The sequence below is a fragment of the Sinomonas atrocyanea genome (assembly GCF_001577305.1).
Taxonomy (GTDB): domain Bacteria; phylum Actinomycetota; class Actinomycetes; order Actinomycetales; family Micrococcaceae; genus Sinomonas; species Sinomonas atrocyanea.
Genome location: NZ_CP014518.1, coordinates 377805 through 400419, shown reverse-complemented (window position 1 = coordinate 400419; position 22615 = coordinate 377805). Strand labels below are relative to the sequence as shown.

22 protein-coding genes, 3 tRNA genes and 1 pseudogene are annotated in these 22615 nt (G+C 72.6%); 9 read left to right on the top strand and 17 right to left on the bottom strand.

The annotated features are described in order from the left end of the window. Positions 1-15 precede the first annotated feature (15 nt). The 5 genes from SA2016_RS22705 to SA2016_RS01895 form a co-directional block, all read right to left on the bottom strand. Positions 16-189 (bottom strand): SRPBCC family protein, encoded by a 174-nt coding sequence (locus tag SA2016_RS22705; RefSeq protein ID WP_157089100.1) that lies wholly within the window; start codon positions 187-189, stop codon positions 16-18. Next, positions 150-464 (bottom strand): SRPBCC family protein, encoded by a 315-nt coding sequence (locus SA2016_RS01910; RefSeq protein ID WP_066494699.1) that lies wholly within the window; start codon positions 462-464, stop codon positions 150-152. Before SA2016_RS01910 ends, SA2016_RS22705 begins: the two co-directional genes overlap by 40 nt. A 133-nt stretch (positions 465-597) precedes the next feature. Beyond that, positions 598-670, bottom strand: a tRNA-Phe gene (locus SA2016_RS01905). Positions 671-720: 50 nt separating this feature from the next. After that, positions 721-794 (bottom strand) — tRNA-Asp (locus SA2016_RS01900). Between the two features lie 82 nt (positions 795-876). After that, positions 877-949, bottom strand: a tRNA-Glu gene (locus SA2016_RS01895). Positions 950-1012: 63 nt separating this feature from the next. On the opposite strand from SA2016_RS01895, the gene SA2016_RS01890 reads away from it, so the two are divergent. Beyond that, positions 1013-1387, top strand: coding sequence for a metallopeptidase family protein (locus SA2016_RS01890; protein ID WP_066494698.1), 375 nt, complete (start codon positions 1013-1015; stop codon positions 1385-1387). A gap of 238 nt (positions 1388-1625) precedes the next feature. On the opposite strand, the gene SA2016_RS01885 is transcribed toward SA2016_RS01890, so the two are convergent. Next, positions 1626-2666, bottom strand: a complete 1041-nt coding sequence (locus tag SA2016_RS01885; protein ID WP_066494697.1) for a universal stress protein — start codon at positions 2664-2666, stop codon at positions 1626-1628. A 286-nt stretch (positions 2667-2952) separates the two neighbouring features. Here SA2016_RS01885 and SA2016_RS01880 point away from each other — a divergent pair, with 286 nt between their 5' ends. Beyond that, a complete protein-coding gene (locus tag SA2016_RS01880) occupies positions 2953-3582 on the top strand; it encodes an FAD-dependent monooxygenase family protein (RefSeq protein ID WP_229710701.1) in 630 nt (209 codons plus the stop codon). 10 nt (positions 3583-3592) lie between these two features. Here SA2016_RS01880 and SA2016_RS01875 read toward each other — a convergent pair whose 3' ends face one another. Continuing rightward, entirely contained in the window at positions 3593-4240 is a 648-nt protein-coding gene (locus SA2016_RS01875; RefSeq protein WP_066494695.1) for a copper resistance CopC family protein, read from the bottom strand. Positions 4241-4364: 124 nt separating this feature from the next. Here SA2016_RS01875 and SA2016_RS01870 point away from each other — a divergent pair, with 124 nt between their 5' ends. After that, on the top strand, positions 4365-5798 hold the full coding sequence (locus SA2016_RS01870) for an NCS2 family permease (protein WP_066494694.1): 1434 nt from the start codon (positions 4365-4367) through the stop codon (positions 5796-5798). 110 nt (positions 5799-5908) lie between these two features. Then, positions 5909-6475: an NADPH-dependent FMN reductase gene (locus SA2016_RS01865; RefSeq protein WP_066494692.1), complete on the top strand. Its 567-nt coding sequence runs from the start codon at positions 5909-5911 to the stop codon at positions 6473-6475. On the opposite strand, the gene SA2016_RS01860 is transcribed toward SA2016_RS01865, so the two are convergent. The 3 genes and pseudogenes from SA2016_RS01860 to SA2016_RS01850 all read right to left on the bottom strand — a co-directional run bounded on the left by SA2016_RS01860 (position 6453) and on the right by SA2016_RS01850 (position 9714). Beyond that, positions 6453-7241: a permease prefix domain 1-containing protein gene (locus tag SA2016_RS01860; protein ID WP_066494688.1), complete on the bottom strand. Its 789-nt coding sequence runs from the start codon at positions 7239-7241 to the stop codon at positions 6453-6455. The genes SA2016_RS01865 and SA2016_RS01860 overlap by 23 nt on opposite strands. Further along, positions 7238-7561 (bottom strand): PadR family transcriptional regulator, encoded by a 324-nt coding sequence (locus tag SA2016_RS01855; RefSeq protein ID WP_066494686.1) that lies wholly within the window; start codon positions 7559-7561, stop codon positions 7238-7240. Before SA2016_RS01855 ends, SA2016_RS01860 begins: the two co-directional genes overlap by 4 nt. Before the next feature lie 40 nt (positions 7562-7601). Then, positions 7602-9714 (bottom strand): annotated as a pseudogene (locus SA2016_RS01850) (elongation factor G-like protein EF-G2). Positions 9715-9876: 162 nt separating this feature from the next. Between SA2016_RS01850 and hutG the strand changes: the two are divergent. Genes hutG through SA2016_RS01835 form a run of 3 tightly spaced genes read left to right on the top strand, consistent with a single transcriptional unit; the run spans position 9877 to position 13064 of the window. Further along, positions 9877-10857: a formimidoylglutamase gene (gene hutG / locus SA2016_RS01845; RefSeq protein WP_066494684.1), complete on the top strand. Its 981-nt coding sequence runs from the start codon at positions 9877-9879 to the stop codon at positions 10855-10857. A gap of 30 nt (positions 10858-10887) precedes the next feature. Beyond that, positions 10888-11385, top strand: coding sequence for a MarR family winged helix-turn-helix transcriptional regulator (locus tag SA2016_RS01840; protein WP_066494682.1), 498 nt, complete (start codon positions 10888-10890; stop codon positions 11383-11385). Further along, positions 11382-13064: an MFS transporter gene (locus SA2016_RS01835; protein WP_066494681.1), complete on the top strand. Its 1683-nt coding sequence runs from the start codon at positions 11382-11384 to the stop codon at positions 13062-13064. Before SA2016_RS01840 ends, SA2016_RS01835 begins: the two co-directional genes overlap by 4 nt. Before the next feature lie 16 nt (positions 13065-13080). Here SA2016_RS01835 and SA2016_RS01830 read toward each other — a convergent pair whose 3' ends face one another. Next, positions 13081-13773: a DUF4396 domain-containing protein gene (locus tag SA2016_RS01830; protein WP_066494677.1), complete on the bottom strand. Its 693-nt coding sequence runs from the start codon at positions 13771-13773 to the stop codon at positions 13081-13083. Between the two features lie 33 nt (positions 13774-13806). Beyond that, positions 13807-15573 carry a chloride channel protein gene (locus tag SA2016_RS01825; protein WP_084249234.1) on the bottom strand — a complete coding sequence of 589 codons (1767 nt, stop codon included), beginning with the start codon at positions 15571-15573 and terminating at the stop codon, positions 13807-13809. Positions 15574-15761: 188 nt separating this feature from the next. Between SA2016_RS01825 and SA2016_RS01820 the strand changes: the two genes are divergently transcribed. Next, positions 15762-16160: a MarR family transcriptional regulator gene (locus SA2016_RS01820; protein WP_084249233.1), complete on the top strand. Its 399-nt coding sequence runs from the start codon at positions 15762-15764 to the stop codon at positions 16158-16160. Positions 16161-16256: 96 nt separating this feature from the next. On the opposite strand, the gene SA2016_RS01815 is transcribed toward SA2016_RS01820, so the two are convergent. From SA2016_RS01815 to SA2016_RS01800, 4 genes are all read right to left on the bottom strand, one after another. Further along, positions 16257-16493, bottom strand: a complete 237-nt coding sequence (locus SA2016_RS01815) for a hypothetical protein (RefSeq protein ID WP_066494673.1) — start codon at positions 16491-16493, stop codon at positions 16257-16259. A 205-nt stretch (positions 16494-16698) separates the two neighbouring features. After that, on the bottom strand, positions 16699-18300 hold the full coding sequence (hutH, locus tag SA2016_RS01810) for a histidine ammonia-lyase (protein ID WP_066494671.1): 1602 nt from the start codon (positions 18298-18300) through the stop codon (positions 16699-16701). Between the two features lie 14 nt (positions 18301-18314). Further along, positions 18315-20090 (bottom strand): urocanate hydratase, encoded by a 1776-nt coding sequence (hutU, locus tag SA2016_RS01805; RefSeq protein WP_066494669.1) that lies wholly within the window; start codon positions 20088-20090, stop codon positions 18315-18317. A gap of 144 nt (positions 20091-20234) precedes the next feature. Beyond that, complete coding sequence (locus SA2016_RS01800) at positions 20235-20648, bottom strand: GNAT family acetyltransferase (RefSeq protein ID WP_066494667.1); 414 nt, start codon at positions 20646-20648, stop codon at positions 20235-20237. 59 nt (positions 20649-20707) lie between these two features. Between SA2016_RS01800 and SA2016_RS01795 the strand changes: the two genes are divergently transcribed. Next, positions 20708-21121: a hypothetical protein gene (locus SA2016_RS01795; RefSeq protein WP_066494662.1), complete on the top strand. Its 414-nt coding sequence runs from the start codon at positions 20708-20710 to the stop codon at positions 21119-21121. A 31-nt stretch (positions 21122-21152) separates the two neighbouring features. On the opposite strand, the gene SA2016_RS01790 is transcribed toward SA2016_RS01795, so the two are convergent. Next, entirely contained in the window at positions 21153-22505 is a 1353-nt protein-coding gene (locus tag SA2016_RS01790; protein WP_066494660.1) for an LCP family protein, read from the bottom strand. Positions 22506-22615: the final 110 nt, after the last annotated feature.

The window sequence follows — 22615 nt, the reverse complement described above, 5'->3', positions numbered from 1 at the left end:
CGGCCGCGGACACGCTCAGCCCGCCTCGACCAGGAGCTTGAGGTTCTCGAGCGTCTGCTCGCGCGCCCGCTCCTGCATCCGCTCGATGATGAGCTCGTCCGCGAACTTCCCGATGGCGCTTCCGGGCACGTTGTAGTCGAACTCCGCCGTCACCTCGGTTCCGGCCCCGTTCGGCTCGTAGTCCCACACCTGCCATCCGCGGAGGGGCCCTCGAACTCGATGCGGATGCGGTGGCCGCCAGACGGGGTCGGGCCGCTCTCGGCGACCCGCGTCGTGACGTGGAAGGGGACCCCGGCCATGAGGTACTTGTGCTCCACGACGGTGCCCGCGCCGCCGTCCCCCTCGATCTTCTCGGCTTCGCCCAGGTTCACCCACCACGAGGCCCAGTGCTTCGGATCCGCCGCCACCTCGACCACCCGCTCGACCGGCGCGTCAATGGAGGTGCCCACCTTGATGTGTCCCATGGAATGACGCTAGAGCGGCGGCCAGCACCCGGCCACTGCCCAAAGGCCCGGCAGCTGCCCTGCACCCGCGGGGCCGGGCAGGCAGGAGACAGCAACAGAGGCCCCCGCAGTTGCGGGGGCCTCTGTTGTGAAGTGGCTCCGACCGGCGTCGATCCGGTGACCTTTCGATTTTCAGTCGAACGCTCTACCAACTGAGCTACAGAGCCTCGATGATCTCTCACCGAAAGGCAACAGACCGTGGGCCATGTCGCCGAAGCGACCCTGACGGGACTTGAACCCGCGACCTCCGCCGTGACAGGGCGGCGCGCTAACCAACTGCGCTACAGGGCCTCGTTTTCGCGGGTTTGTTCCCCGCTCACAAGACTTAGATCCTAGCAGACCCTTCGGGGCCACCCCAAATCCTCATCCTGCGTACCCCCAACGGGATTCGAACCCGTGTCGCCGCCGTGAAAGGGCGGTGTCCTAGGCCACTAGACGATGGGGGCCAGCCAGACCATCAAACTATAGGGCCCGGCTCTCTGGCCAGACAAATCAGTAGAGTGGCCCGTATGGGCGCGGCGTGGATGGGCGAAGACGAGTTCGAGGCCGCCGTGGACGCCGCCCTCGCCCGGATCCCCCGGAGGGTCGCCAAGCACATGGACAACATGGTCGTCTTCATCGAGGACACCTACGTTCCGGGCGAGCACGAGGACCCGGACACAGTCCTGCTGGGCCTCTATGAGGGGACACCGCTCACCGAGCGGGGCGAGTGGTACGCGGCCGGCTCGCTCCCGGACCGGATCACGATCTTCCGCGAGCCGATCCTCGAGGTGTGCTCCACCCGCGAGGAGGTCGTCCACGAGGTGCTCGTGACCGTGGTGCACGAGTTCGCGCACCACTTCGGCATCGACGACGCCCGTCTCCACGAGCTGGGCTGGGGCTGACCTACCAGGGCCACCCTTCTCTGCCCCGGTACCCGGCCGCCTTCCCCTCCGTTTCGGGTACGCATCTCGTCGCCCCTCGGGCATTCCGGGTACGACGCCGGCCACCCGGCTGCCGCTCGGAGTCGCGCCTGGGCGAGCGGCCGGCGTCGTGCGCGCGGACGGCGGCCGGAAGCTCCGCCGCCTCGTACCCGAAACGGGAAAAAGCCGTCGAGATGCGTACCCGAAACGGAGGTGGGGGTTAGGGGGCGAGCATCGGCCCGAAGGACGACCGGTCGGCGAGCCGCTCGTCGGCACGGTCCGGGACCACCATGACGGGGCCTTTCGCGTGGTGGAGGACGCCGTCGGTCGTCGAGCCGAGCAGCATGCCCGTGAAGCCGCCGCGGCCCCGCGTGCCGAGCACGAGGAGGTCCACCGTGTGCGAGACGTCCACGAGCACGTCCACGGGGGCGCCGTCGAGCAGGCTCGTCTGCACCTCGAGGTCGGGGAAGTGGCTCTGGAGCCACGCCGTCCCGGCCTTGAGCTGGGCGCGGATGTCCTGGAACAGCTGCTCCCGGTCCACCGGGGCGGGCACCCACGCCAGGCTCCCGCTGAACTGCGGCACGGCACAGACGACCCGCAGCGGCACACCCCGCATCATGGCCTCCTCGGCCGCGATGAGCACCGCAACTCGGGCCTGGTCGGACCCGTCGACGCCGACCGCCACCACGTCCTCGACGTGCACCGGCCCCTCTTTGGACTGCTCCTCGCGGATGTGCCGGTCCTCGATGACGCCGCCGATCCGCTCCGCGAAGCGCAGCGGGACGGTCACGGTGGCGCAGTGCGCATGGGCCGGGAGGGCGCTCGAGACGGAACCGAGGAGCCGGCCGACGAAGCCGCCGCGCCCGCGGGAGCCGAACACGAGGAGCTCCGCCGCCTTGGAGAACTCGAGGAGCACTCCGGCCGCGTCGCCGGACTCGACGGAGGAGGTGACCTCGAGGCCCTCGACGTCGCCGAGCTGCTCGATTGCCTCCTTGAGGACGGCCTCGGCGCCGTCGCGGATCACGGTGTCGTCGAAGGTCGCGTAGCCGCCGTCCAGGCCCGAGGCCGCGAAGAGGGGAACGCTGTAGGCCGTCACCACGTGGAGGGGCCGCCGACGCCGCCGGGCCTCCTGGGCAGCCCACGCGAGGGCGCACCGGCCATGCTCGGAGCCGTCGACGCCGACCACGATCCCGGTGGGGAGATCGGCCTCGGCCGGCTCGCCTCCGGCCGCATCGTCCTGGGGGTGGAGCTGGGCGTCCATGGCATCCTCCTCGACTCGCTGGGAGCCTAACACGGGCCCCACACGGCCAATGTCCCCCGTCGCACAGGGGCGGTCAAGGCCATCCTGAGAACCCTCCGCAAGGTCACGGAACGGTCTACCGAAGCGCCCCGATTTTCTGTAGGGTCGAGTTTCTGTAGGGTCGAGTGCGTCACCCCGTTCTGGAACGATCCTTTCGGATGCGGGGTGGTGTTCTGCAAGCAAGTCGGGGGAACCGCGCGAGCAGCAACCGACCGTGCCATTCCGCAGGAGGACCAGCCCCGTGCCTATGCCGTCGAGCCATGAGGATGTGCCGGACCCGCAGGCCCGGGCACTCCAGGGCGAGGACCCCGTCGCCGAGTCGACCAGTGCCGTCGTGATCGGGACGGGCCTGTCGGGGCTCGCGGTGGCCGCCGAACTCGCCCGCCACGCCGTGGCCGCCGTCACGGTGGACGGCCTCGAGAGCTCGGCCCCCACCACCGCCACGTGCGCCCTGAGGGTCGCAGACCTCTCGAGCGCCGAGTCCATGGAGTACCTCGAGGTGCTGCGGCACCTCCGCAAGCACGCCGTGAGCCACGGCCTCGACGTGCGCCATCAGCTCACCGCCCGTCACCTCGCCCTCGTCGAGTCCCCGGAGCCGGATGCCCCGGCGCGGTGGGCCGTGCGCACGGACGCGGGCGTCCTGTACGCGGACGCCGTGGTCCTCACCCGCTGCGCCCACAATCAGCTGCGGCGCTTCCTCGCGGACCTCGGCTACTCCCTCGGGGAGCACCTGCTCGAGGCCCTCGGGCAGATCGGCCTCTACCTCGTGGGGGTGACAGGGCTCGCCGCACCCAGCACGCGCGAGGTGCTGCTGCAGGCCAAGCACGTGGGCGCCGAGGTGTCGGCGCGCGTCGGCGCCGGCCTCCAGCCCGCCTGAGTCCAGGCCCTCAGTCCTCGGCGCGGCCCTCCGGCCCCTCGTCCCCTCGGGAGAGCCGGCGCCGGGCGCCCACGCCGAGCGCGGCGAGAAGGCCCACGGCGACCACGGCGAACACCGCGATCATCCACGGGAACGGTTCTGCCTGCGCCGCCGGGGCGGGCGGAGCCGTCTGGGGCGTACCCGGCTGGGAGGCCTGGATCCCGGGCGGGGTGGCCGGCGCAGCGGACGCGGCGGCGCCGGAGGCCGGCGTCGTGCTTCCCCGGGCGACCGTGAAGGTGAGGGTGCCCTCGATCGGGTGCGAGTCCGAGCTCACCACGCGCCACACCACGGTGTAGGCGCCGGCCGGGACGCCGGCGCGGAGCCTCTGGTGGACGCTGCGGTCGACCACCTCGGGAGCGCCGTCCGAGACGTCCGTCCCGGCGGGGTCCTTCACCATGACCTGCGCGCCGACGCCGAGGGGTGCCTCGCCGAAATCCAGCCGCACCTCCGCGGGAGCCGTGGCCACCGTGGCGCCCGACGCCGGCGCGGAGCCTTCCAGCGCATCGTGGGCGACCGCCGGGGCCGGGGCCAGGAGGACGAGCGCGAGGGCGGCCAGGGCCGCCGACGCCGCCGCGGCGGCACGGGCCGAAGACACGCCGAGGCTTCGGAGGATCTGCATCACACCAGCCTATTTTTCGGCCGGGGGCCTCACAACTGGCGAGTAGTATTGACCCGGCCTTCCGGCTGCCCGGGATGTCAAGCCCCCACCCCACACACCCTTTGACCCTTCATCAGGAGCGCCCATGGCATCGGCAGTGGACCGGTACTTCAAGATCAGCGAGCGCGGCTCGACGGTGTCCCGCGAGATCCGAGGCGGCCTCGCGACGTTCTTCGCGCTCAGCTACATCGTGGTCCTCAACCCGCTCATCCTCTCGGGGGCCGACGCGGCGGGGAACCACCTGGGGATCCCCCGCGTGGCGGCGATGACCGCCCTCGTGGCCGGGGTGCTGACCATCCTCATGGGCGTGTGGGCCAAGCACCCGTTCGCGCTCGCCACGGGGCTGGGCGTCAACGCGTTCGTGGCCGTGACCGTGGCCACCCACCCGAACGTCACGTGGCCGGACATGATGGGCCTCGTGCTCGTGGCCGGCGTGGTCATGTTCGTGCTCGTGCTCACGGGCTTCCGCACGGCCGTGTTCAAGGCGGTGCCGGAGGGGCTCAAGACGGCGATCGTGGTGGGCATCGGCGTCTTCATCGCCCTCATCGGTCTCGTCAACGCGGGCTTCGTGCGCCGCATCCCGGACGCCGCGGGCACCACCGTGCCGCTGGGCCTCGGCGATGCGGGCCGGCTCATCGGCTGGCCCACGCTCGTGTTCGTGGTGGGCCTGGTCCTCACGATCGCCCTCATGGTCCGCAAGGTGCGCGGCGCGCTCCTGATCGGCATCATCGCCGCGACGATCCTCGCGAACATCGTCGAGCTCGTCTTCCACGTCGGCCCGTCCGTCGCCCCGGGCCAGGCGCCCAACCCCGCAGGCTGGTCCCTCGTGGTCCCCGGCCTCGGCAGCGTCGCCCCCGTGGACCTCAGTCTCTTCGGCCAGGCCAACCCGCTCGGGGCGTTCGCGCACCTGGGCACGCTCGGCGCCCTCCTCATGGCGTTCGTGATCCTGCTGAGCATCTTCTTCGACGCCATGGGCACCATGGTTGGCCTGGCCCGCGAGGCCGGGACGATGGACGAGAACGGCCAGATCCCGAACGTGGACCGCGTGCTCCTCGTGGACGCGTTCGGCGCGATCGCCGGCGGCGGCACCTCGATCTCCTCCAACCAGATCTTCGTCGAGTCGGGCGCGGGCATCGGCGAGGGCGCCCGGACCGGCCTCGCCTCCGTGGTCACCGGGGCGCTGCTCATCCTGGCGATGTTCCTGACCCCGCTGATCAACCTCGTCCCGTTCGAGGCGGTGGCCCCGGCGCTCGTGATCGTGGGCTTCCTCATGTTCCAGCAGGTGGCGAGGATCGACTGGCACGATCTGGGGATCGCGATCCCGGCGTTCCTCACGATCGGCCTCATGCCCTTCACCTACTCGATCGCCAACGGCCTGGGCGCGGGCTTCATCTCCTACGTGCTCGTGCGCCTCTTCCAGGGCCGCGCCAGGGAGATCCACCCGCTGATGTGGGCCGTCGCCGCGGCATTCCTCATCTTCTTCGGGATCGGGCCGGTGGAGAAGGTCCTCGGCTTCTAGCGGACATCGCGCACGACGGCGGCGGGCCGGCTCCTCAGGGCCGGCCCGCCGTTGGTGTTTCCTCCTCCGGGACCTTCCGGTCCGCACTCGCGCAGTCGTACGCTGGCGCGATGGCCTACACCGTCGGCTACTTCATCGGCAGCCTGTCCCAGAAGTCGATCAACCGCACGCTGTCCAAGGCGCTCATCCGCCTGGCCCCCGACTCTCTCGCCTTCGAGGAGATCCCCATCAGGGACCTCCCGCTCTACAACCGGGACCTCGACGCCAACTACCCGCCCGAGGCCCGCGCCCTCAAGGAGGCGATCGAGCGCGTGGACGCCGTCCTGTTCGTCACGCCCGAGTACAACCGGGACATGCCGGGCTCGCTGAAGAACGCCATCGACTGGGCCTCCCGCCCCTGGGGCACCAATTCGTTCAACCACAAGCCCTCAGCCGTCATCGGCGCGTCGCCGGGCAAGATCGGGACGGCCCTCGCCCAGCAGAGCCTGCGGGCCGTCCTCTCGTTCTGCAACTCGCCGCAGATGAGCGCCCCGGAGGCGTACATCCAGTTCCTGCCCGGCGTGTTCAGCGACGACGGCGAGGTGGGCGACGCGGGCACGGAGGAGTTCCTGCGCCACTACATGGAAGAGTTCGCGCTGTTCGTCGAGCGGGTCCTCACCGTGCTGCCCCGGGCCTGAGGCCACCCTGGCGGCGCAGGCCGGCCAGGGCCAGGATCCCCAAGGCGATCCCGAGCGGAAGTGCAACGCTCGTGGCGCTGAGCCACGCGCCGACCCCCTGGCCGCCCTGGACGGCGGCCGTTCCAGCGGCCAGGCCTGTCGCCGCGGATGCCAGCAGGAAGGCCGCGGCGCCGAGCGCAGGGACGACCCCCGCCGGGAGGGGCACATCCTGGGGCAGGATCCTCCACAGGGCCAGGAGCACGAGGCCGACAGCACCGAGGAACACCCGGCCCTCGACGACCTCGCCCCAGTGGTGTTCGGCGGCCGCCTGGGCGCAGTCGAGACCGGGATACGGCGCCTGCAGGACGGCGCAGCGCGCGGCGGTGTAGGCGACTCCGGGCAGATCGCCGGAGACGAATCCCGCGCCCCACAGCCGTCCGAAGACCTCGGAGAGAATGCCGCTGAGGCCCACGGCGATCGCTCCGATGGCCGCCAGCCCCACAGCGGGCCGCATGAGGGCGCGCAGCGGCAGTCGGCCGAGGGAGCGCAGCGGCGTCCGGAGCGCCGAGGTCGCGGCCCCCACCGGCCCGAAGCGGCGCACGGCCTCCGCCTCGGCGTCCTCGGGACTCAGGCCCTGGGCCATGAGGCGGCCGGCCGACTCGCGCAGGTGCGACTCCGCCTCGGCGAGCAGCCGGCGGGCGGCGGCGGGCTCGGAGTCCCGTGCCGCGGCGAAGAGTTCATCGAGGTAGGCGTCGATGGCGCCCGCATCCTCCGGCCGCGGATTCACTGCGCTGCTCCGAGGACGCCGCGCACGCCCGAGGCGAATCCGTCCCATTCCCGGGTCCTGCGCTCGAGTTCCGCGCGGCCCGCCGCGGTGAGGGAGTAGACCCGGCGGCGCGCCGGAGCGGCGTCGGCCCAGCGGCTCGCCGCCCATCCGGCCGCCTCGAGCTTGTGGAGCGCCGGGTAGACCGAACCCTCCTGGAGCTCGAACTGCGCGCCGCTGCGCTGGTGGATGCGCGCAATCAGCGCATATCCGTGCGCTTCGCCCGCGCCGAGCGAAGCGAGGAGGAGGAGGTCAAGCTGTCCGTTCACGCCGCTGCGTCCCATACCTAGACAATCTAGGGTCACGGGGACCGCCCTGCAAGGGTCAGTGCGGCACGGGGTCGTGGCGGAGGTACTCGCGCCGGAACGTCCCCGTGCCGGCGGTGAGCCCGCGCAGCTCGACGGCGTAGCGCAGCAGCTCCGCGTCAGGCACCTCGGCGCTGATCTCGGTCGTCTCCCCGGCGGAGGTGGTCCCGGTGAGCCGGCCCCGCCGTGAGGAGAGGTCGCTCATGACCGCGCCGACGTAGTCGGCCGGGACGCTGATGGTCACGGCCGAGACCGGCTCGAGCAGCTGGATCCGTGCGGAGGCGGCGGCCTCGCGCAGCGCGAGCGCCCCGGCGGCCTGGAACGCGGCGTCGGACGAGTCCACGCTGTGCGTCTTGCCGCCCACGAGCGTCACCCGGATGTCCACCACGGGGAAGCCCTCCGCCACGCCCTTGGCCATCTGCGCCCGCACACCCTTCTCCACGGACTCGACGAACGGCCTCGGGATGGCGCCGCCCACGATCCGGTCCACGAACTCGAAGCCGGAGCCGCGCCCGAGGGGCTCGACCTCGATGTCGCAGATCGCGTACTGGCCATGGCCCCCTGACTGCTTGACGTGGCGGCCGTGGCCGGCCGCGGCGGCGGCGAACGTCTCGCGCAGGGGCGTGACGACGTCGACCGTCTGCAGCTTGACCCCCTGGTCGCGCAGCCGGTCCAGCACCACCTCCGCGTGCGCCTCCCCCATGCACCACAGCACGAGCTGATGGGTCTCCGGGTTGCGCTCCACCCGCAGGGTGGGGTCCCCGGCGGCGACCTTCGCGAGGCTCTTGGCGAGCGCGTCCTCGTCGCCGTGTGAGGCGGCCTCGACGGCCACGGGCATGAGCGGCTCCGGCATCTCCCACGGCGCGACCAGGAGGGGCCGCTCGCGCGCCGAGACGGTGTCCCCCGTCTCGGCCCCCAGCCGCGCGACCGCGCAGAGGTCGCCCGCCACCGCGTAGGGGCGGACTGCAGCGTCGCGCCGAACGGGGTGTAGAGGTGCCCGAGCCGCTCGTCGGCGTCGTGGTCCGGGTGCCCGCGCTCGGCCAGGCCGTGCCCGGCGACGTGGACGGGCGTGTCCTCGCGCAGTGTGCCGGAGAAGAGCCGCACGAGGCAGACACGGCCCAGGAACGGATCCACGGTGGTCCGCACGACCTCGCCCACGACCGGCCCGTCCGGATCGCAGCGCAGACCCTTGACCGGCGTGCCGTCGAGGTCCGTGACGGGGGAACGGCGTGCTCGGCAGGGGACGGGAAGCCGCGCCGGACCAGCTCCAGGATCTCCGCCGTCCCGAGGCCAGTGGGGGCCGAGGCGGGCACCACAGGGAAGAACGAGCCGCGGGCCACGGCCTTCTCGAGGTCGCCGATGATCGTGTCCAGGCCGATGTCCTCCCCGCCGAGGTAACGGTCCATGAGGGTCTCGTCCTCGCTCTCGGCGATGATGCCCTCGATGAGGGCCCCGCGCTCCCCGTCCCAGCCGGCGATCTCCTCGGCGGTGCCGGGGCGCAGCTCGGGCTGCGTGCCCGGAGGCGCCGCCTCGTCCGGGTAGTCCGAGACGGTTCGCGTGAGCAGGCCGAGCAGGCCGCTCGGCGCGCCGCCGGGCCCCATGGGGACGTAGAGCGGGAGCACCGACTCGCCGAAGGCTCCCTGGCACCGGGCGAGGGCGGCGGCGTAGTCCGCGCGGGGGTGGTCGAGCTTGCTGATTACCACCGCGCGCGGCATCCCGACGCGCTCGCACTCGTCCCACAGGGCGACGGTCGCGGCGTCGACCTCCTCGGCGGCCGAGACGACGAACAGGGCGGCATCGGCGGCCCTCAGCCCCGCGCGGAGCTCGCCCACGAAGTCGGCGTATCCGGGGGTGTCCAGGAGGTTGACCTTGGTCTCGTCCGCCATGACCGGAGCGAGCGACAGCGCCACGGACCGCTGCTGGTGCACGGCGGCAGGGTCCGAGTCCCCCACTGTGGTGCCGTCCGCGATGGTGCCCCGGCGCGCGATCGCCCCGGCCGAGGCGAGGATCGCCTCGAGGAGCGTGGTCTTCCCCGCGCCCGAGTGGCCCACGAGCACCACATTCCGGATCAGCTCCGGACGGTCCGCGGAGACGGGAGCCTTCGCGGCCCCGTTGGTCCCTCTGCCCGACATGAGTTCCTCCTGCTCCTGCTCCCCAGCCGGCCGTATGGTGTCCCCTATCCTGCCCCCGGTGCGGCCCTGAGGCGAGTGGCCGTCGGCACCGAATCCGGAGGCCCGGACATGAAGGGCGGCGGGCACTGGCGCGGGTCCGGTCCGATGCGGTGTGCTGGGAGGATGAGCGAACCCCTGGACATCCCGCGCGTGCCCTGGTCCGGCCGCAACGACGGCGACTCCGCGGAGCACCGCCGCTGGTGGCAGGCCGTGCGGCCCTACTCGCCCGAGGCGCTCTCCGCGGCGGTCGCAGCGCACGACGGCGAGCGGTCCCGCCCCGCCGTGCTGCTCGGCTTCCGCTCGGAGGAAGGCGTGCGCCGCAACAAGGGCCGGCTCGGTGCCGCCGAGGGGCCGGGGGCGATCCGCGCGGCCCTCGGCCCGCTCGCCTTCCATCTGGACCGCGAGGTGTTCGACGCGGGGGACGTGGCGGTGGCCACCGGCAGGGACGAGGTCCCCGGCGACCTCGAGGGCGGCCAGGAGCGCTTCGGGTCCGCGCTCGCCGCGGCGCTGGACGCCGGCGCGCTCACGGTGGGGCTCGGCGGGGGCCACGAGACGGCCTATGCGAGCTATCTCGGCCTGACCGAGTCGGAGCGCACCGGCGGGGCCCGGGTCGGGGTCCTCAACCTCGACGCGCACTTCGACCTGCGCAGCGAGGACCGGGCGACCTCGGGGACGCCGTTCCTCCAGATGGCCCGGGCCGAGGCCGCCGAGGGCCGCGAGCTGCAGTACGCGGTGCTGGGGATCTCCACGCCGAACAACACCCGCGCGCTGTTCGAGCGGGCCGACGAGCTGCGCGTGCGCTACCTGCTGGACGAGTACACGACGTGGGAGACCGCGGAGTCGTTCGTCGAGGACTTCCTCGCCGACCTGGACGCGCTCTACCTCACGATCGACCTCGACGTGCTGCCTGCCCCGGTGGCCCCGGGGGTGTCCGCCCCCGCAGCGGTGGGCGTGCCGCTCGAGGTGATCATCGCCGTCGTGCGCCGGATCGCCGCGAGCGGGAAGCTGCTCCACGCCGACATCGCCGAGCTGAACCCCGCCTTCGACGTCGACGGGCGCACCGCGCGGGTCGCGGCGCGGCTCGTGGACACCCTCCTCGGATGATGCATAAGTACCTTATGCAATAATCTCCGCATGCCGACCGTGCGCCTTTCCGACCAGCAGCTCGTGGGGCGGTTCTCGCTCCTGCTCGAGCAGCTCGTGCGGCGCCTGCGCACCATCTCGTCGGTGGGCGGGATCAGCGCCTCCGCCGCGAGTGCGCTCGGGCGGCTGGGGGCGGAGGGCCCCCTGAGGATCACCGAGCTGGCCCAGGCCGAGGGCGTCTCCCAGCCGGCCATGACCCAGCTCGTGGCCCGGATGAGCGCCGACGGCCTCGTGGCGCGGACCGCCCCCGAGGGCGACCGGCGCGGCGTCCTCGTGGTCGTCACCGCGCACGGCCGGGACGTCCTCGAGCGGCGGCGTGCCCGCCACGTCGGGTTCCTCGACGAGCTGCTGGGCGGCCTCGACCCGGCCGACCGCGCGGCCATCGCCGCGGCGCTCCCGGCGCTCGAGCGCCTCGTGGACTCCGGCCCTCCCCCGTTCCGATCCCCGAAGCAGCGCGAGAATCCGAGCCAGGAAGAGGAGCACCCATGAGCGCGCACCACGGAAGCGCCCCGGCCAGTCCCTTCAAGCAGCCCGGCGCCGTGTGGGCGGTGGCGTTCGCGTGCGTGATCTCCTTCATGGGCATCGGGCTCGTCGACCCCATCCTCCCCGCCCTCGCCGCCGGGCTGCACGCCTCGCCGAGCGACGTCTCGCTCCTGTTCACGAGCTACCTCGTGGTGACGGCCGTGGCGATGCTCGGCGTCGGCTGGGTCTCGAGCCGGATCGGGTCGAAGTGGACCCTCGTGGTGGGGCTGGCCCTCATCGTCGCCTTCGCCGCCCTCGCCGGGAGCTCCGGCACGATCGGCGGGATCATCGGCTTCCGGGCCGGATGGGGCCTCGGCAACGCGCTCTTCATCGCCACCAGCCTGGCCGTGATCGTCGCCTCCGCGAAGGGCGGCTTCTCCGGCGCCATCATCCTCTACGAGACGGCCCTGGGGATCGGCATTGCGGTAGGTCCCCTGCTCGGGGGCGAGCTCGGCAGCATCTCCTGGCGCGGGCCTTTCTACGGCGTCGCGGTGCTCATGGCCATCGCCCTCGTCGCGACCCTCCTGTTCGTGCCCCGGCAGCCCAAGCCGGCCCAGAAGACGAAGCTCAGCGCCCCGCTGACGGCGCTGAGGCACCGCGGCCTGCTGACCATGGGCCTCATGGCCCTGCTCTACAACTGGGGCTTCTTCACGATGCTCGGCTATGCGCCGTACCCCATGAAGCTCGGCCCGCACGAGCTCGGCCTCGTCTTCTTCGGCTGGGGCGCCCTCGTGGCGGTCTTCGCCGTGTTCCTCGCCCCGAGGCTCCAGCGCAGGTTCGGGACGGTGGCCGTGCTGTACGCGAACCTGGTGGGCCTTGCAATCGTGATGGCGGTCATCGCGCTCGGGGTGAGCCGGCCCGCCGTCGTGATCGTGGCCGTGATCGTCAGCGGGGCGTTCATCGGCATCAACAACACGCTCACCACCCAGGCGGTCATGCTCGTGGCCCCGGTGGAGCGGTCCGTGGCGTCCTCGTCCTACGGGTTCATCCGGTTCATCGGCGGCGGCCTCGCGCCGTTCGTGGCGGGAAAGATCGCCGAGGCCACCAACCAGAGCGTGGCGTTCGGGGTCGGCGCGATCGCCTTCCTGCTCGCGGTTCCCGTCCTCGCCTCGGGCGCACGGCTCGTCACGAGGGCGGAGCGCGGGACGGAGGCGCCCGAGGCGGTGCTGCCGGCGCTCGAGCCGCTCGGGGCGGCGCCCACCGGGAGCCGGCCGATCGTCGTCGCCGTCCGGGCCACCCCGGCCGCCGCCGAGATCGCGGACCGCGCCGCCGAGCTCGCCTCCCACGAGGGGGCACCGCTCGAGGTGGTCCACGTCCGCGAGACCGAGATCATCGAGGAGCTCGCGGTGAGCCCCGAGACGGAGGAGGAGGCGCGGGCCGCCGTCTCCGCGCACGTCGACCGACTGGCCGGCACCGGCCTGGCCGTGCGGGGCCTCGTCCTGCACAGCGTGGGCGACCACGCGGCCTCGGCGGAGGCCCTTGCCCGGCATGCGGCGCAGGTCGGCGCCCGGGCGCTCGTGGTGCGCAAGGTCCCCCACGGCCCGGTGAGCAGGCACCTCGGTGCGAGCCTGGCGGCCGCCGCCGACGGCGCGGCCGCCCCGGAGCTCGTGGTGATCGACCTCGAGCCGGAGGCCTCCACGGCGTAGGGCGCCGGCGCCGCGGCTACATCGCCTCCTTGACCCCCTTGCGGATGAGCCAGACGTTCGCCGGCCACGCCGTGGCGAAGCCGATCACCATCCCGACCTGCATGAGGAACCAGTACACGGGCGAGTCGGGGTGGAGGTGCGGGCCGGGGAAGAAGGCGAACGCCATGAGCGCCATCCATCCGAAGAGCCCCACCTCGAAGGCGGTCAGGGAGAGCACGTCGGCCTTGGCGGCAGCCACGATCCCCTTCTTGAAGCCGAGCCCGCGCATCGGGGCGATCGCGAAGTACTGGAACGCGAGCCCGAGGAGGACGGCCAGGAGGTAGTCGCCGGCGTATTCGGCCCACAGCGCGGTGCCCGCGATCTGGAGGCCCAGGAGGAAGATCCCGGTCTCGGCGATGATGTCACCCAGCGTGCAGCCCGCGCCGCAGTGGCTGACGCCGACCGCGACCTGGGCCCAGAAGGGCTTCTCCGGGGGCTCGTCGAGTCCGCGGTCCTTGAGCCACCGCGAACTCGTAGTGCGCCCGTAGCGCCAGTACCCCCACACCGCGACGGGCCCGAGGTAGAGGGCCGTGACGGGCCAGACCGCCTCCATCACGCGCATCCGGAGGCGGTGTCCGCGCCCGTAGATGTCGACGAGGATGACGGCGGCGCTGGCCGCTGCGGCGGCGAGGCACGCCCAGGCGAGGGCAGTCAGCCAGATCGGTACCATGATGCTCCTTGACCCGTGGGACGACGATGCTGCTCAGGACGAGGCCATGAGCCAGCGCAGCACGTGCTTGGTGTCGAGCCAGCCCGTGAGGACCCCCTCGTCGTCGACCACCGGAAGGCCATCGGTGTCCGCGGCGGCGAGCACGAGGTCGATGCCGGCCGAGAGTCCCTCGGACTCCCGCAGCGCGCCCGAGGACTGGGCGAGGTCGCCCGCGGTGAGCCCCGCGACGTCGTCGTCCTCGAGGCCCTCGGCAAGCACCGCCGGGGTGATGACGCCGGTGAGCCGCTGCGCGCCGTCGACCACGGGCGCCGCCCGCGCGGCCGACTCCGCGAGCAGCGCGGCAGCCTCGCGGGCCGACAGGGTCGCGGCGAGCGGCCGCGGCGGCGCCGTCATCGCCTGGGCGACCGTGAGCCCATGGAGCGCACCCCTCTGCTGCGGCGCCGAGAGGTCGATGCCCCGCCGGAGGAGCTTGCGCGTGTAGATCGTGTCGCGGCTGGCGAGGGCAGACACCGCGGTGGCGACGAGGACGGCGAGCAGGAGCGGCAGGATGAGCGTGTACTCCCCGGTGAGCTCGAAGATGATGAGGCCGGCCGTGATGGCGGCCCGGGTGGAGCCGGCGAAGACCGCGCCCATGCCGACGAGGGCGAACGCGCCGGTCTGCCCGGCGAGGGACGGCATGGCCGCGGCCGCGATCTGGCCGAACGCGGCCCCCGTCGTGGCCCCGATGAAGAGCGAGGGCGCGAAGACGCCGCCCGAGCCGCCGATCCCGATGGTGAGGCTCGTGGCGGCCATCTTCGCCACGGTCAGCAGCAGCAGGAACGGCAGGGCGTAGTGCCCGAGGATGCTGTTCTGCAGCACGGGGTAGCCCACACCGTACATCTGCGGGAGCGCGAGGAGCAGGCAGCCGAGCAGGAGTCCGCCGACGGCGGGGCGCAGCCACTCCGGTCCGCGCCAGAGCCAGTCGCAGGCGTCCTCGATCGCGTAGAGGACCTTGGAGAAGAGGACGCCGACCCCGCCCGCCACGAGCCCCAGGAGGGCGAAGACGAGCATTTGGCCCGGGTCCGAGACGGTGAAGGCGGGCAGGGGCAGGAAGGGGTAGTTGCCGAGCAGGGAGCGCCCGACCACCGAGGCCGCAATCGAGGAGAGCATGACGGCGGCGAAGGACCGGGCTGCGAAGTCGCGCAGGATCAGCTCGAGGGCGAAGAACACGCCGGCGAGGGGCGCGTTGAACGTCGCGGCGATGCCGCCGGCGGCCCCGCACGCGACGAGGGTGCGCAGCTGGGACTCCGAGGAGCCCGCGAGGGTCCCCAGGCGCGAGCCGAGGGCGGATCCGATCTGGACGATCGGCCCCTCGCGCCCCACGGAGCCTCCCGAGCCGATGGTGAGTGCGGAGGCCAGTGCCTTGACCACGGCGACGCGTCCCTTGATGCGCCCACCCTTGCGGGCCACTGCGTACATGACCTCGGGGACACCGTGGCCGCGGGCCTCGCGGGCGAACCGGTGCACGAGCGGGCCGTAGATGAGCCCGCCGACCGCGGGGGCGAGGACGATGAACGCCGGGCCGAGCCACGGGACCCAGTGGTTCGCGGGGTGCCCGGTCGTGGCCGCGTAGTCGGCCGTGCCGGAGAAGAGCTGCGTGGCGCCGACGATCAGCCAGCGGAAGCCCACCGCCGCGAGCCCGGCGCCGAGCCCGACCACCACGGCGAGGCCCACGAGGTACAGCGAGCCGACCCCGATCCGGTCCCCCACCGCCCGCGCGGCCGACCTCCAGCGGGCTCCGCGGACCGATGCAGACGGCATGGACACCCTTCCTCCTATGCAGAACGACAATAGTTGTATTTGTGCATCCTTCTTGCCGAAGAGGTTAGCATGGGAGCCGTGATGGACGAGAGGCATGCGGCCAGCCGGCAGGCCGGCGGGGGAACTCCAGACGGCGCGGACGCCGACGTCGAGGCGGTCATCAGGGCCTCCAGGGCCCTGCTGGGGTCATCGCCACCTCGGTCACCGAGGCGCTCGAGACCGTCACCCTCCCCCAGTTCCGGGTGCTCGTGGTGCTCGCGAGCTCGGGCCCGCTGCCCATCGGCGCCGTCGCGGCCCGCCTGAACGCCGTGCCGTCCACGTTCAGCCGCTTCCTGGACCGGATGGAGGACGCGGGGCTCGTCGCGCGGAGCCCCAGCCCTGGCAGCCGCCGCGAGATCCTCGTGCAGCTGGCAGAGAAGGGCGCCCGGATCGTCCACGAGGCCACGCAGCGCCGCCGGGAGTCGATGGCGGAGATCCTCGGCCGGCTCGGGCCGTCGGAGCGCGCCGCGATCGTCGCAGCACTGGACACCTTCTCGGCCGCGGCCGGCGAGCCCTCGCCCGAGACGATGCTCACGATGGGGCTCTGAAGGGCGCCCAGCGCACGCAGAGGGGCCCGCACCGGTAGGTGCGGGCCCCTCTCGTTGCGAGCCTCTGCGAGGCAGGCCGCAGCGGCGAGCGGTGGCTCAGCCGCGGCGGACGATCACTCCATCCGACTTGAGGCACAGCTGGCGGTCCTGCGGACCCTGCGGAAGGATCCACAGCACGTTCCCGCTGAGGGACACCTCCTCGACCGTTCCGCGGGCCACGACCTGCGCGTGCCGGACCACTTCCACGACCTCCCCCACGGCGAGTTCGGCCCAGTTCTCCACCGGTGCCTGGTATGCGCCGCGCCGGGAAAGTACTGCTCCACGTGCCTTCATTGCCTCTTCACTCCCTTGTGCAGAAACCTGCGCCCGTTGATGTGCTGTGATGCAGGCCACGCCTCCATGGCCCCAGTGTGGTCCGCGTCATCGCGGATACCTCTTTCTATCGGGTTGCCCGGCGCGTCGCCATGTAGGGTCTGACCACGATTCGCGCGAATCGTTGTGCAACCTTCCAGAGCGCGTCAGGCCGGCGTCGCCGCCGTCAGCGGAGACCGCCGACGGCGGCGCTCACCGCGGCGAGCAGCTCGCCCCCGGCGAGCATCCGGTCCGCCTCCTCGAGCTCGGGGGACATGAAGCGGTCCGCCCCCGGGCCGGGCACCGTGCGGCGGAGGACCTCGAGCGCAGCGGCGCCGCCGGGGCCCGGGACGAGCGCGCCGCCGGAGGCCTCGGTGCGGAGGTCGATCGCGCGGGCGGCGGTGACGAGCTCGATCGCCAGGACCCTTCGCAGGTTCTCCACGGCCTTGCGGAGCTTGCGCGCGGCGTGCCACCCCATGGACACGTGGTCCTCCTGCATGGCCGAGCTCGGGATCGAGTCCACGGAGGCGGGGACGGCAAGGCGCTTGCAGTCCGAGACGAGCCCGGCCTGGGTGTACTGGGCGATCATGAGGCCGGAGTCGACGCCCGGGTCATGGGCGAGGAACGCCGGGAGCCCGTGGGAGCGCGCAGGGTCGAGCATCCGGTCGGTGCGCCGCTCTGCCATCGACGCAAGGTCCGCGACGGCGATCGCGAGGAAGTCCAGCACGTACGCGACCGGGGCTCCGTGGAAGTTGCCGTTGCTGGACACGCGGCCGTCCGGCAGCACCACCGGGTTGTCGATCGCGGCGGCGAGCTCGCGCTCGGCCACGGTCTGCGCGTGGGCGATCGTGTCCCGCACGGCGCCGGCCACCTGCGGCGCGCACCGGAGCGAGTACGCGTCCTGGACGCGGGAGTCGCCCTCGCGGTGGGAGGCGACGATCGCGGAGTCCCGCAGCACGGCGAGCATGTTGGCGGCCGAGTCGGCCTGGCCCGGGTGCGGGCGCAGCGGGGCGTGCAGCTCGGGCAGGAACACCTGGTCGGTGCCCATGAGCCCGTCGACGGACAGGGCCGCGGTGACGTCCGCCGTCGTGACCAGCTGGCGCAGGTCGGCGAGCGCCATGAGCAGCATGCCGAGCATGCCCTCGGTGCCGTTGACGAGGGCCAGGCCCTCCTTCTCGGCCAGCACGATGGGCCGGATGCCGTGCTCGGCGAGCAGCTCCGCGACGCTGCGCTCACCCACCCCGCCGCACCGCTCGCCGTCGGGCCCGAATGCCTCCCCCTCGCCCATGAGCACGAGGGCCACGTGGGACAGCGGGGCGAGGTCGCCCGAGCAGCCCAGCGAGCCGAACTCGCGGATCACGGGGGTGATGCCCGCGTTGAGCAGCGCCACGAAGGTCTCGAGGACCACCGGGCGCACGCCGGTGCGGCCCGAGGCGAGGGTCTTGGCGCGCAGGAACATGAGGGCGCGCGCCACCTCGCGCTCGACGGCCGGGCCCATGCCTGCGGCGTGCGAGCGGATGAGCGACTTCTGCAGCTGGGTGCGCTTCTCCTGCGGGATGTGCAGGTTCGCGAGGGCGCCGAACCCGGTCGAGATCCCGTACGCGGGGATCTCGGACGCGGCTAGCTCCTCGACGTGGGCGCGGACGCGGGCGACGGCGTCGAGCGCCTCGGGCGCGACGGCCACCGTGGCATGGTGGCGGGCGACGGCGACGACGTCCTCGGCCGTGAGGCCGGCGGTGGAGAGGGTCACCTGGGTGGGAAGGTGGGTTTCGGGGGCGGTGAGGGTCATGTCCGTGGAGTCCTTTACTTGGCCGTGCCGGGGGCCGGGGTCATGGGGATCTTGACGCCGCGCTCGGCGGCGACCTCGGCGGCGCGCTCGTATCCGGCGTCGACGTGGCGGATCACGCCCATGCCCGGGTCATTGGTCAGGAGGGCGGTGAGCTTGGCGGCGGCGAGCTCGGTGCCGTCGGCGACGGAGACCTGGCCCGCGTGGATCGAGCGGCCGATCCCCACGCCGCCGCCGTGGTGGATCGAGACCCACGTGGCGCCCGAGGACGCCGCGGTGAGCGCGTTGAGCAGCGGCCAGTCGGCGATCGCGTCCGAGCCGTCCTTCATGGCCTCGGTCTCGCGGTACGGGGAGGCCACCGAGCCGGAGTCCAGGTGGTCGCGGCCGATCACGATCGGAGCCTTCACCTTGCCCTCGGCGACGAGGCGGTTGAAGAGCAGCCCGGCCTGGTGGCGCTCGCCGTAGCCGAGCCAGCAGATGCGGGCCGGGAGGCCCTCGAACTCCACGCGCTCCTCGGCGGCGTCGAGCCACGTGTGCAGGTGCTTGTTCTCGGGGAAGAGCTCCTTGATGGCCTGATCGGTGACCTTGATGTCCTCGGGGTCGCCGGAGAGGGCCACCCAGCGGAACGGGCCGAGGCCCTCGCAGAACAGCGGGCGGATGTAGGCCGGGACGAAGCCGGGGAAGGCGAACGCGCGCCCGTAGCCGCCCTTGCGGGCCTCATCGCGGATCGAGTTGCCGTAGTCGAAGACCTCGGCGCCCTCGTCCTGGAACTCGACCATGGCCTGGACGTGGCGGGCCATCGCGTTCTCGGCCTTCTTGGTGAAGCCCTCCGGATCGGCCTCGGCCTCGGGCTTCCACTGCTCCACGGTGTACTCGGTGGGCAGGTAGCTGAGGGGATCGTGGGCGGAGGTCTGGTCGGTCACGACGTCCACGGTGAGCTCGCCGGCCCTGTGGCGCCGGAGGATCTCGGGGAACACCTCGGCGGCGTTGCCCACGTAGCCCACGGACCAGCCGCGGCGCTCCTCCTTGGCCTTGCACACCTTGGCGATCGCGGCGTCGAGGTCCGTCTCGACCTCGTCGAGGTAGCGCTTGCCGACCCGGCGGCGGAGGCGGGACTCGTCGACGTCGACGATGAGGCACGCGCCGTCGTTCAGGGTGACGGCGAGGGGCTGGGCGCCGCCCATGCCGCCGCAGCCGCCGGTGAGCGTGAGGGTGCCGGCGAGGGGGCCCTCGGCGGCGTCCTGAGCGGGGGGCGCGGGGTGGTCGGCTGTGCCCTGCCTGGCGGCGAGGAGCTTCCGGCCCACGGCGGCGAACGTCTCGTACGTGCCCTGGAGGATGCCCTGCGTGCCGATGTAGATCCATGAGCCGGCGGTCATCTGGCCGTACATCGTCAGGCCCTCGGCCTCGAGGCGGCGGAACTCGGGCCAGGTGGCCCAGTCGCCCACGAGATTCGAGTTCGCGATGAGCACGCGGGGGGCCCAGACGTTGGTGCGGAAGACGCCCACCGGCTTGCCGGACTGCACGAGCAGGGTCTCGTCGTCGTCCATGCCCTTGAGGGTCTCGACGATCGCGTCGAAGGCCTTCCACGAGCGGGCGGCGCGCCCTGTGCCGCCGTAGACGACGAGCTCGTCGGGGCGCTCGGCCACCTCGGGATCGAGGTTGTTCATGAGCATGCGCATGGGCGCCTCGGTCTGCCACGACTTGGCCGTGATCTCGGTGCCGCGGGGAGCACGGACCGGGCGGGCGCCGGTGGTGAAGTCGGCCTTGGGGGCGGGGCTGGTGGTCTCCGTCATCGTGACTCCTGCGTCGTGATGGATGGGTGTCTGCTGGACCGTTCGATCCTCTGCATCCATCACACCGCGCCGCGGCGGACGCGAACAGGGGCTCCGCCGGGGTGCCGTCCGGCATTCCAGACCGGCCCAGCCCCCTCCGGCCCCTCAGTCCGGGATGAGCCGCTTGCCGAACGTCGCGACCTCGTCCTCGCTGTACCCGAGACCGCCGTAAAAGCCGTGTGCGCCCTCGTTGCCGCGCCGGACCATGAGCATGACCTTGGGACAGCCCAGCGCCGTGAGCCGCGATTCGGCCTCGGCCAAGAGCGCGCGGCCGATCCCCTCGCCCTGCCGCCCGGGCTCCACCGCGAGGTAGTAGACCCAGCCCCGGTGGCCGTCGTACCCCGCCATCGCCGTCCCGACGACCTCCTCCGCCGCGGCCACGACGAAGAGCTCGGGCCAGGTGGACGTGGCGCGGTCGATGTCCCGCCCGGGATCGTTCCAGGGCCGGGTGAGGCCCGCGGCGTGCCAGAGGGCGATCACGGCCTCGCGGTCCGGCTCGGCGTAGGTGCGCAGGATCATCCCGCCACGCTACCGCGCGGGCCCTGGACCGTGTTGACTACCTCCGTAAGGGGGGCACGGTGGACTACAGGGATCCGAGCGCGTGGCGCGGGCTGCTGCTCAACGGCGGCTGGGGCAGGGCGGCGCAGCGGGGCAATCCGCGCGGGCGGCATGTGCTCGGCATCGCCTCGACCGTGTGCGGCGTGCTCTCCCTCGCCGGTGCCCTCTCCGTGTCCATGGTCCTGACGTCCGAGCTCGGCTGGTACGGCCCCCGCGGTGCACCCGAGGTCGGCACCTGGCTGCTCCTCCAGTGGGACTCCCTCGTGGCGGTCTGGCTGTGCGCCGGCTCGGCCGTGGCGGGGCTCGGCTCGGGCATCGCCTCGCTCGCGGCGCGCTGGTCCCTCGGCCTGACGGTGGTCGGGCTCACGCTCTCGGCGGCGGCCCTCGCGGCGACGCTCAACACCTGGGGCCTGTTCTTCTTCAACCACCTGTAGGCCGCGGCGGCACCGCTGGGCCCCGCAGGCGCTACTTGACGCAGGGCACGCTGCCGCCTTGGAGCTGGCCCTGCCAGTCCGCGTAGGTCGTCGTGGTGGGGGCCGTCGTGGGCGTCGGCGTGGCGGTCGGTGCGGGGGCCGCGGCGGACGACGGCGAGGCGGCTCCCGCCGCCGGCGAGCTCTGCGCGGCCGTGGGCGCCGGAGCGGTCCGCGTGGCCTTCGGCGCGGGCGGCGGGGTCGGGGCGAGGAGGGCGCGGACGGTGGCCTGGATCTGCGCCACGTCCACGAGGTTGACCGAGGCGCCGTCCGGCGAGGTGCCGAAGCCGAGGATGGGCAGCGTGCTGAAGGAGATGTTGCCGCCGGTGAGGGAGGTGGCCTGCTGGGCGAGCGTGAGGAGGTCCAGGCTCCGGTCCACCGCCATGTTCTTGCTCACCGCGTCGAGCACGGCCTCCATCTTCGGCAGGTTCGTGAAGGTGCCCGCCTGCTTGAGCTGGTGGAGCACCGAGACGATGAAGGCCTGCTGGCGGCGCGTGCGGTCGAGGTCGGTGAAGTCGTAGGTGGGGTCCGAGGTGTCGCGGCGCTGGCGGACGAAGGCCATCGCCTGCTGGGCGTCGATCTGCTGGGTCCCGGCGCGGAAGTCGGCCCCGGAGAAGGTGTCCTGGGTGGCCCGGTTGACGCACACGGTGATCGGGGCGATCGCGCGGGCAACCTGGTAGAACGCCACCATGGTGATCTCGACGAAGTGGTCGATGCGGACCCCGCCGAGGAAGGCCGACACGGTGGCGAGCTCGGCGGCGCGGCCGGCGTCCCGGGCGGCCTGGTACGTCGCGTCGTCGTTCGGGCCGCCTGCTCCGAGGAGCGCGGCCTGCTTCGCCGCGAAGCCGTAGCTGTAGGCCTCCTTGACCTTGGTCTTGAATCCCGCGCCGGGGAAGCCGGCCGTCTGGACGTAGTCGTCGCGGGGGACCGAGATCGCCGTCGACCGGGAGCCGTCGGCCGGGATGTGCACGAGCATGAGCACGTTGGCGTTGTAGAAGCCGCCGCTGTCGTCCCCCGCGTGCAGCGCGTTCTGGATGTCCTGGGGAAGCGGCCTGCCGTTCTCGTCCAACCGGGAGTCGAGGCCCATGATGAGGATGTTCGTGTCCTTGGACAGCTTCGGGACCGAGGGCGTCGAGGCGGTGGCCGAGGGGCTCGCCGTCTCGGCGAAGGCCTCGGAGAGGGCATCGGAGCGGTGCACGTTCGCGTTGAACCTCCCGGCCAGCTGCACGACGTAGACGACAGCCCCCGCTCCTGCGAGGGCCAGGACAGTCGCGACGATGAGCACCGCGCGCAGCCATCTTCGCCGGCGCGCGGGCCCTGCGCCCGCCCCGCTTCCCTGCTCCGCCATGCGCAGCCCCCTCGGCAGGACGCGCCCGGCTGCGCCTGCGGCCGGCGGGCATCCATGTGATGCACACCATACTCCCGCCGCCCTTCGGCGCGCATCAGCGCACCTGCGGG

Excerpts from the sequence above, each read along its gene's own strand:
- SA2016_RS01885 (WP_066494697.1), bottom strand. The coding sequence starts at position 2,666 with ATGGACGCCCAGCTCCACCCCCAGGACGATGCGGCCGGAGGCGAGCCG.
- hutH (WP_066494671.1), bottom strand. The coding sequence starts at position 18,300 with ATGACCCTCACCGCCCCCGAAACCCACCTTCCCACCCAGGTGACCCTC.
- hutU (WP_066494669.1), bottom strand. The coding sequence starts at position 20,090 with ATGACGGAGACCACCAGCCCCGCCCCCAAGGCCGACTTCACCACCGGC.
- SA2016_RS01815 (WP_066494673.1), bottom strand. The coding sequence starts at position 16,493 with ATGAAGGCACGTGGAGCAGTACTTTCCCGGCGCGGCGCATACCAGGCA.
- SA2016_RS01890 (WP_066494698.1), top strand. The coding sequence starts at position 1,013 with ATGGGCGCGGCGTGGATGGGCGAAGACGAGTTCGAGGCCGCCGTGGAC.
- SA2016_RS01790 (WP_066494660.1), bottom strand. The coding sequence starts at position 22,505 with ATGGCGGAGCAGGGAAGCGGGGCGGGCGCAGGGCCCGCGCGCCGGCGA.
- SA2016_RS01865 (WP_066494692.1), top strand. The coding sequence starts at position 5,909 with ATGGCCTACACCGTCGGCTACTTCATCGGCAGCCTGTCCCAGAAGTCG.
- SA2016_RS01875 (WP_066494695.1), bottom strand. The coding sequence starts at position 4,240 with ATGCAGATCCTCCGAAGCCTCGGCGTGTCTTCGGCCCGTGCCGCCGCG.
- SA2016_RS01825 (WP_084249234.1), bottom strand. The coding sequence starts at position 15,573 with ATGCCGTCTGCATCGGTCCGCGGAGCCCGCTGGAGGTCGGCCGCGCGG.
- SA2016_RS01870 (WP_066494694.1), top strand. The coding sequence starts at position 4,365 with ATGGCATCGGCAGTGGACCGGTACTTCAAGATCAGCGAGCGCGGCTCG.
- SA2016_RS01855 (WP_066494686.1), bottom strand. The coding sequence starts at position 7,561 with ATGGGACGCAGCGGCGTGAACGGACAGCTTGACCTCCTCCTCCTCGCT.
- SA2016_RS01835 (WP_066494681.1), top strand. The coding sequence starts at position 11,382 with ATGAGCGCGCACCACGGAAGCGCCCCGGCCAGTCCCTTCAAGCAGCCC.
- SA2016_RS01910 (WP_066494699.1), bottom strand. The coding sequence starts at position 464 with ATGGGACACATCAAGGTGGGCACCTCCATTGACGCGCCGGTCGAGCGG.
- SA2016_RS01800 (WP_066494667.1), bottom strand. The coding sequence starts at position 20,648 with ATGATCCTGCGCACCTACGCCGAGCCGGACCGCGAGGCCGTGATCGCC.
- hutG (WP_066494684.1), top strand. The coding sequence starts at position 9,877 with ATGAGCGAACCCCTGGACATCCCGCGCGTGCCCTGGTCCGGCCGCAAC.
- SA2016_RS01840 (WP_066494682.1), top strand. The coding sequence starts at position 10,888 with ATGCCGACCGTGCGCCTTTCCGACCAGCAGCTCGTGGGGCGGTTCTCG.
- SA2016_RS01830 (WP_066494677.1), bottom strand. The coding sequence starts at position 13,773 with ATGGTACCGATCTGGCTGACTGCCCTCGCCTGGGCGTGCCTCGCCGCC.
- SA2016_RS01880 (WP_229710701.1), top strand. The coding sequence starts at position 2,953 with ATGCCGTCGAGCCATGAGGATGTGCCGGACCCGCAGGCCCGGGCACTC.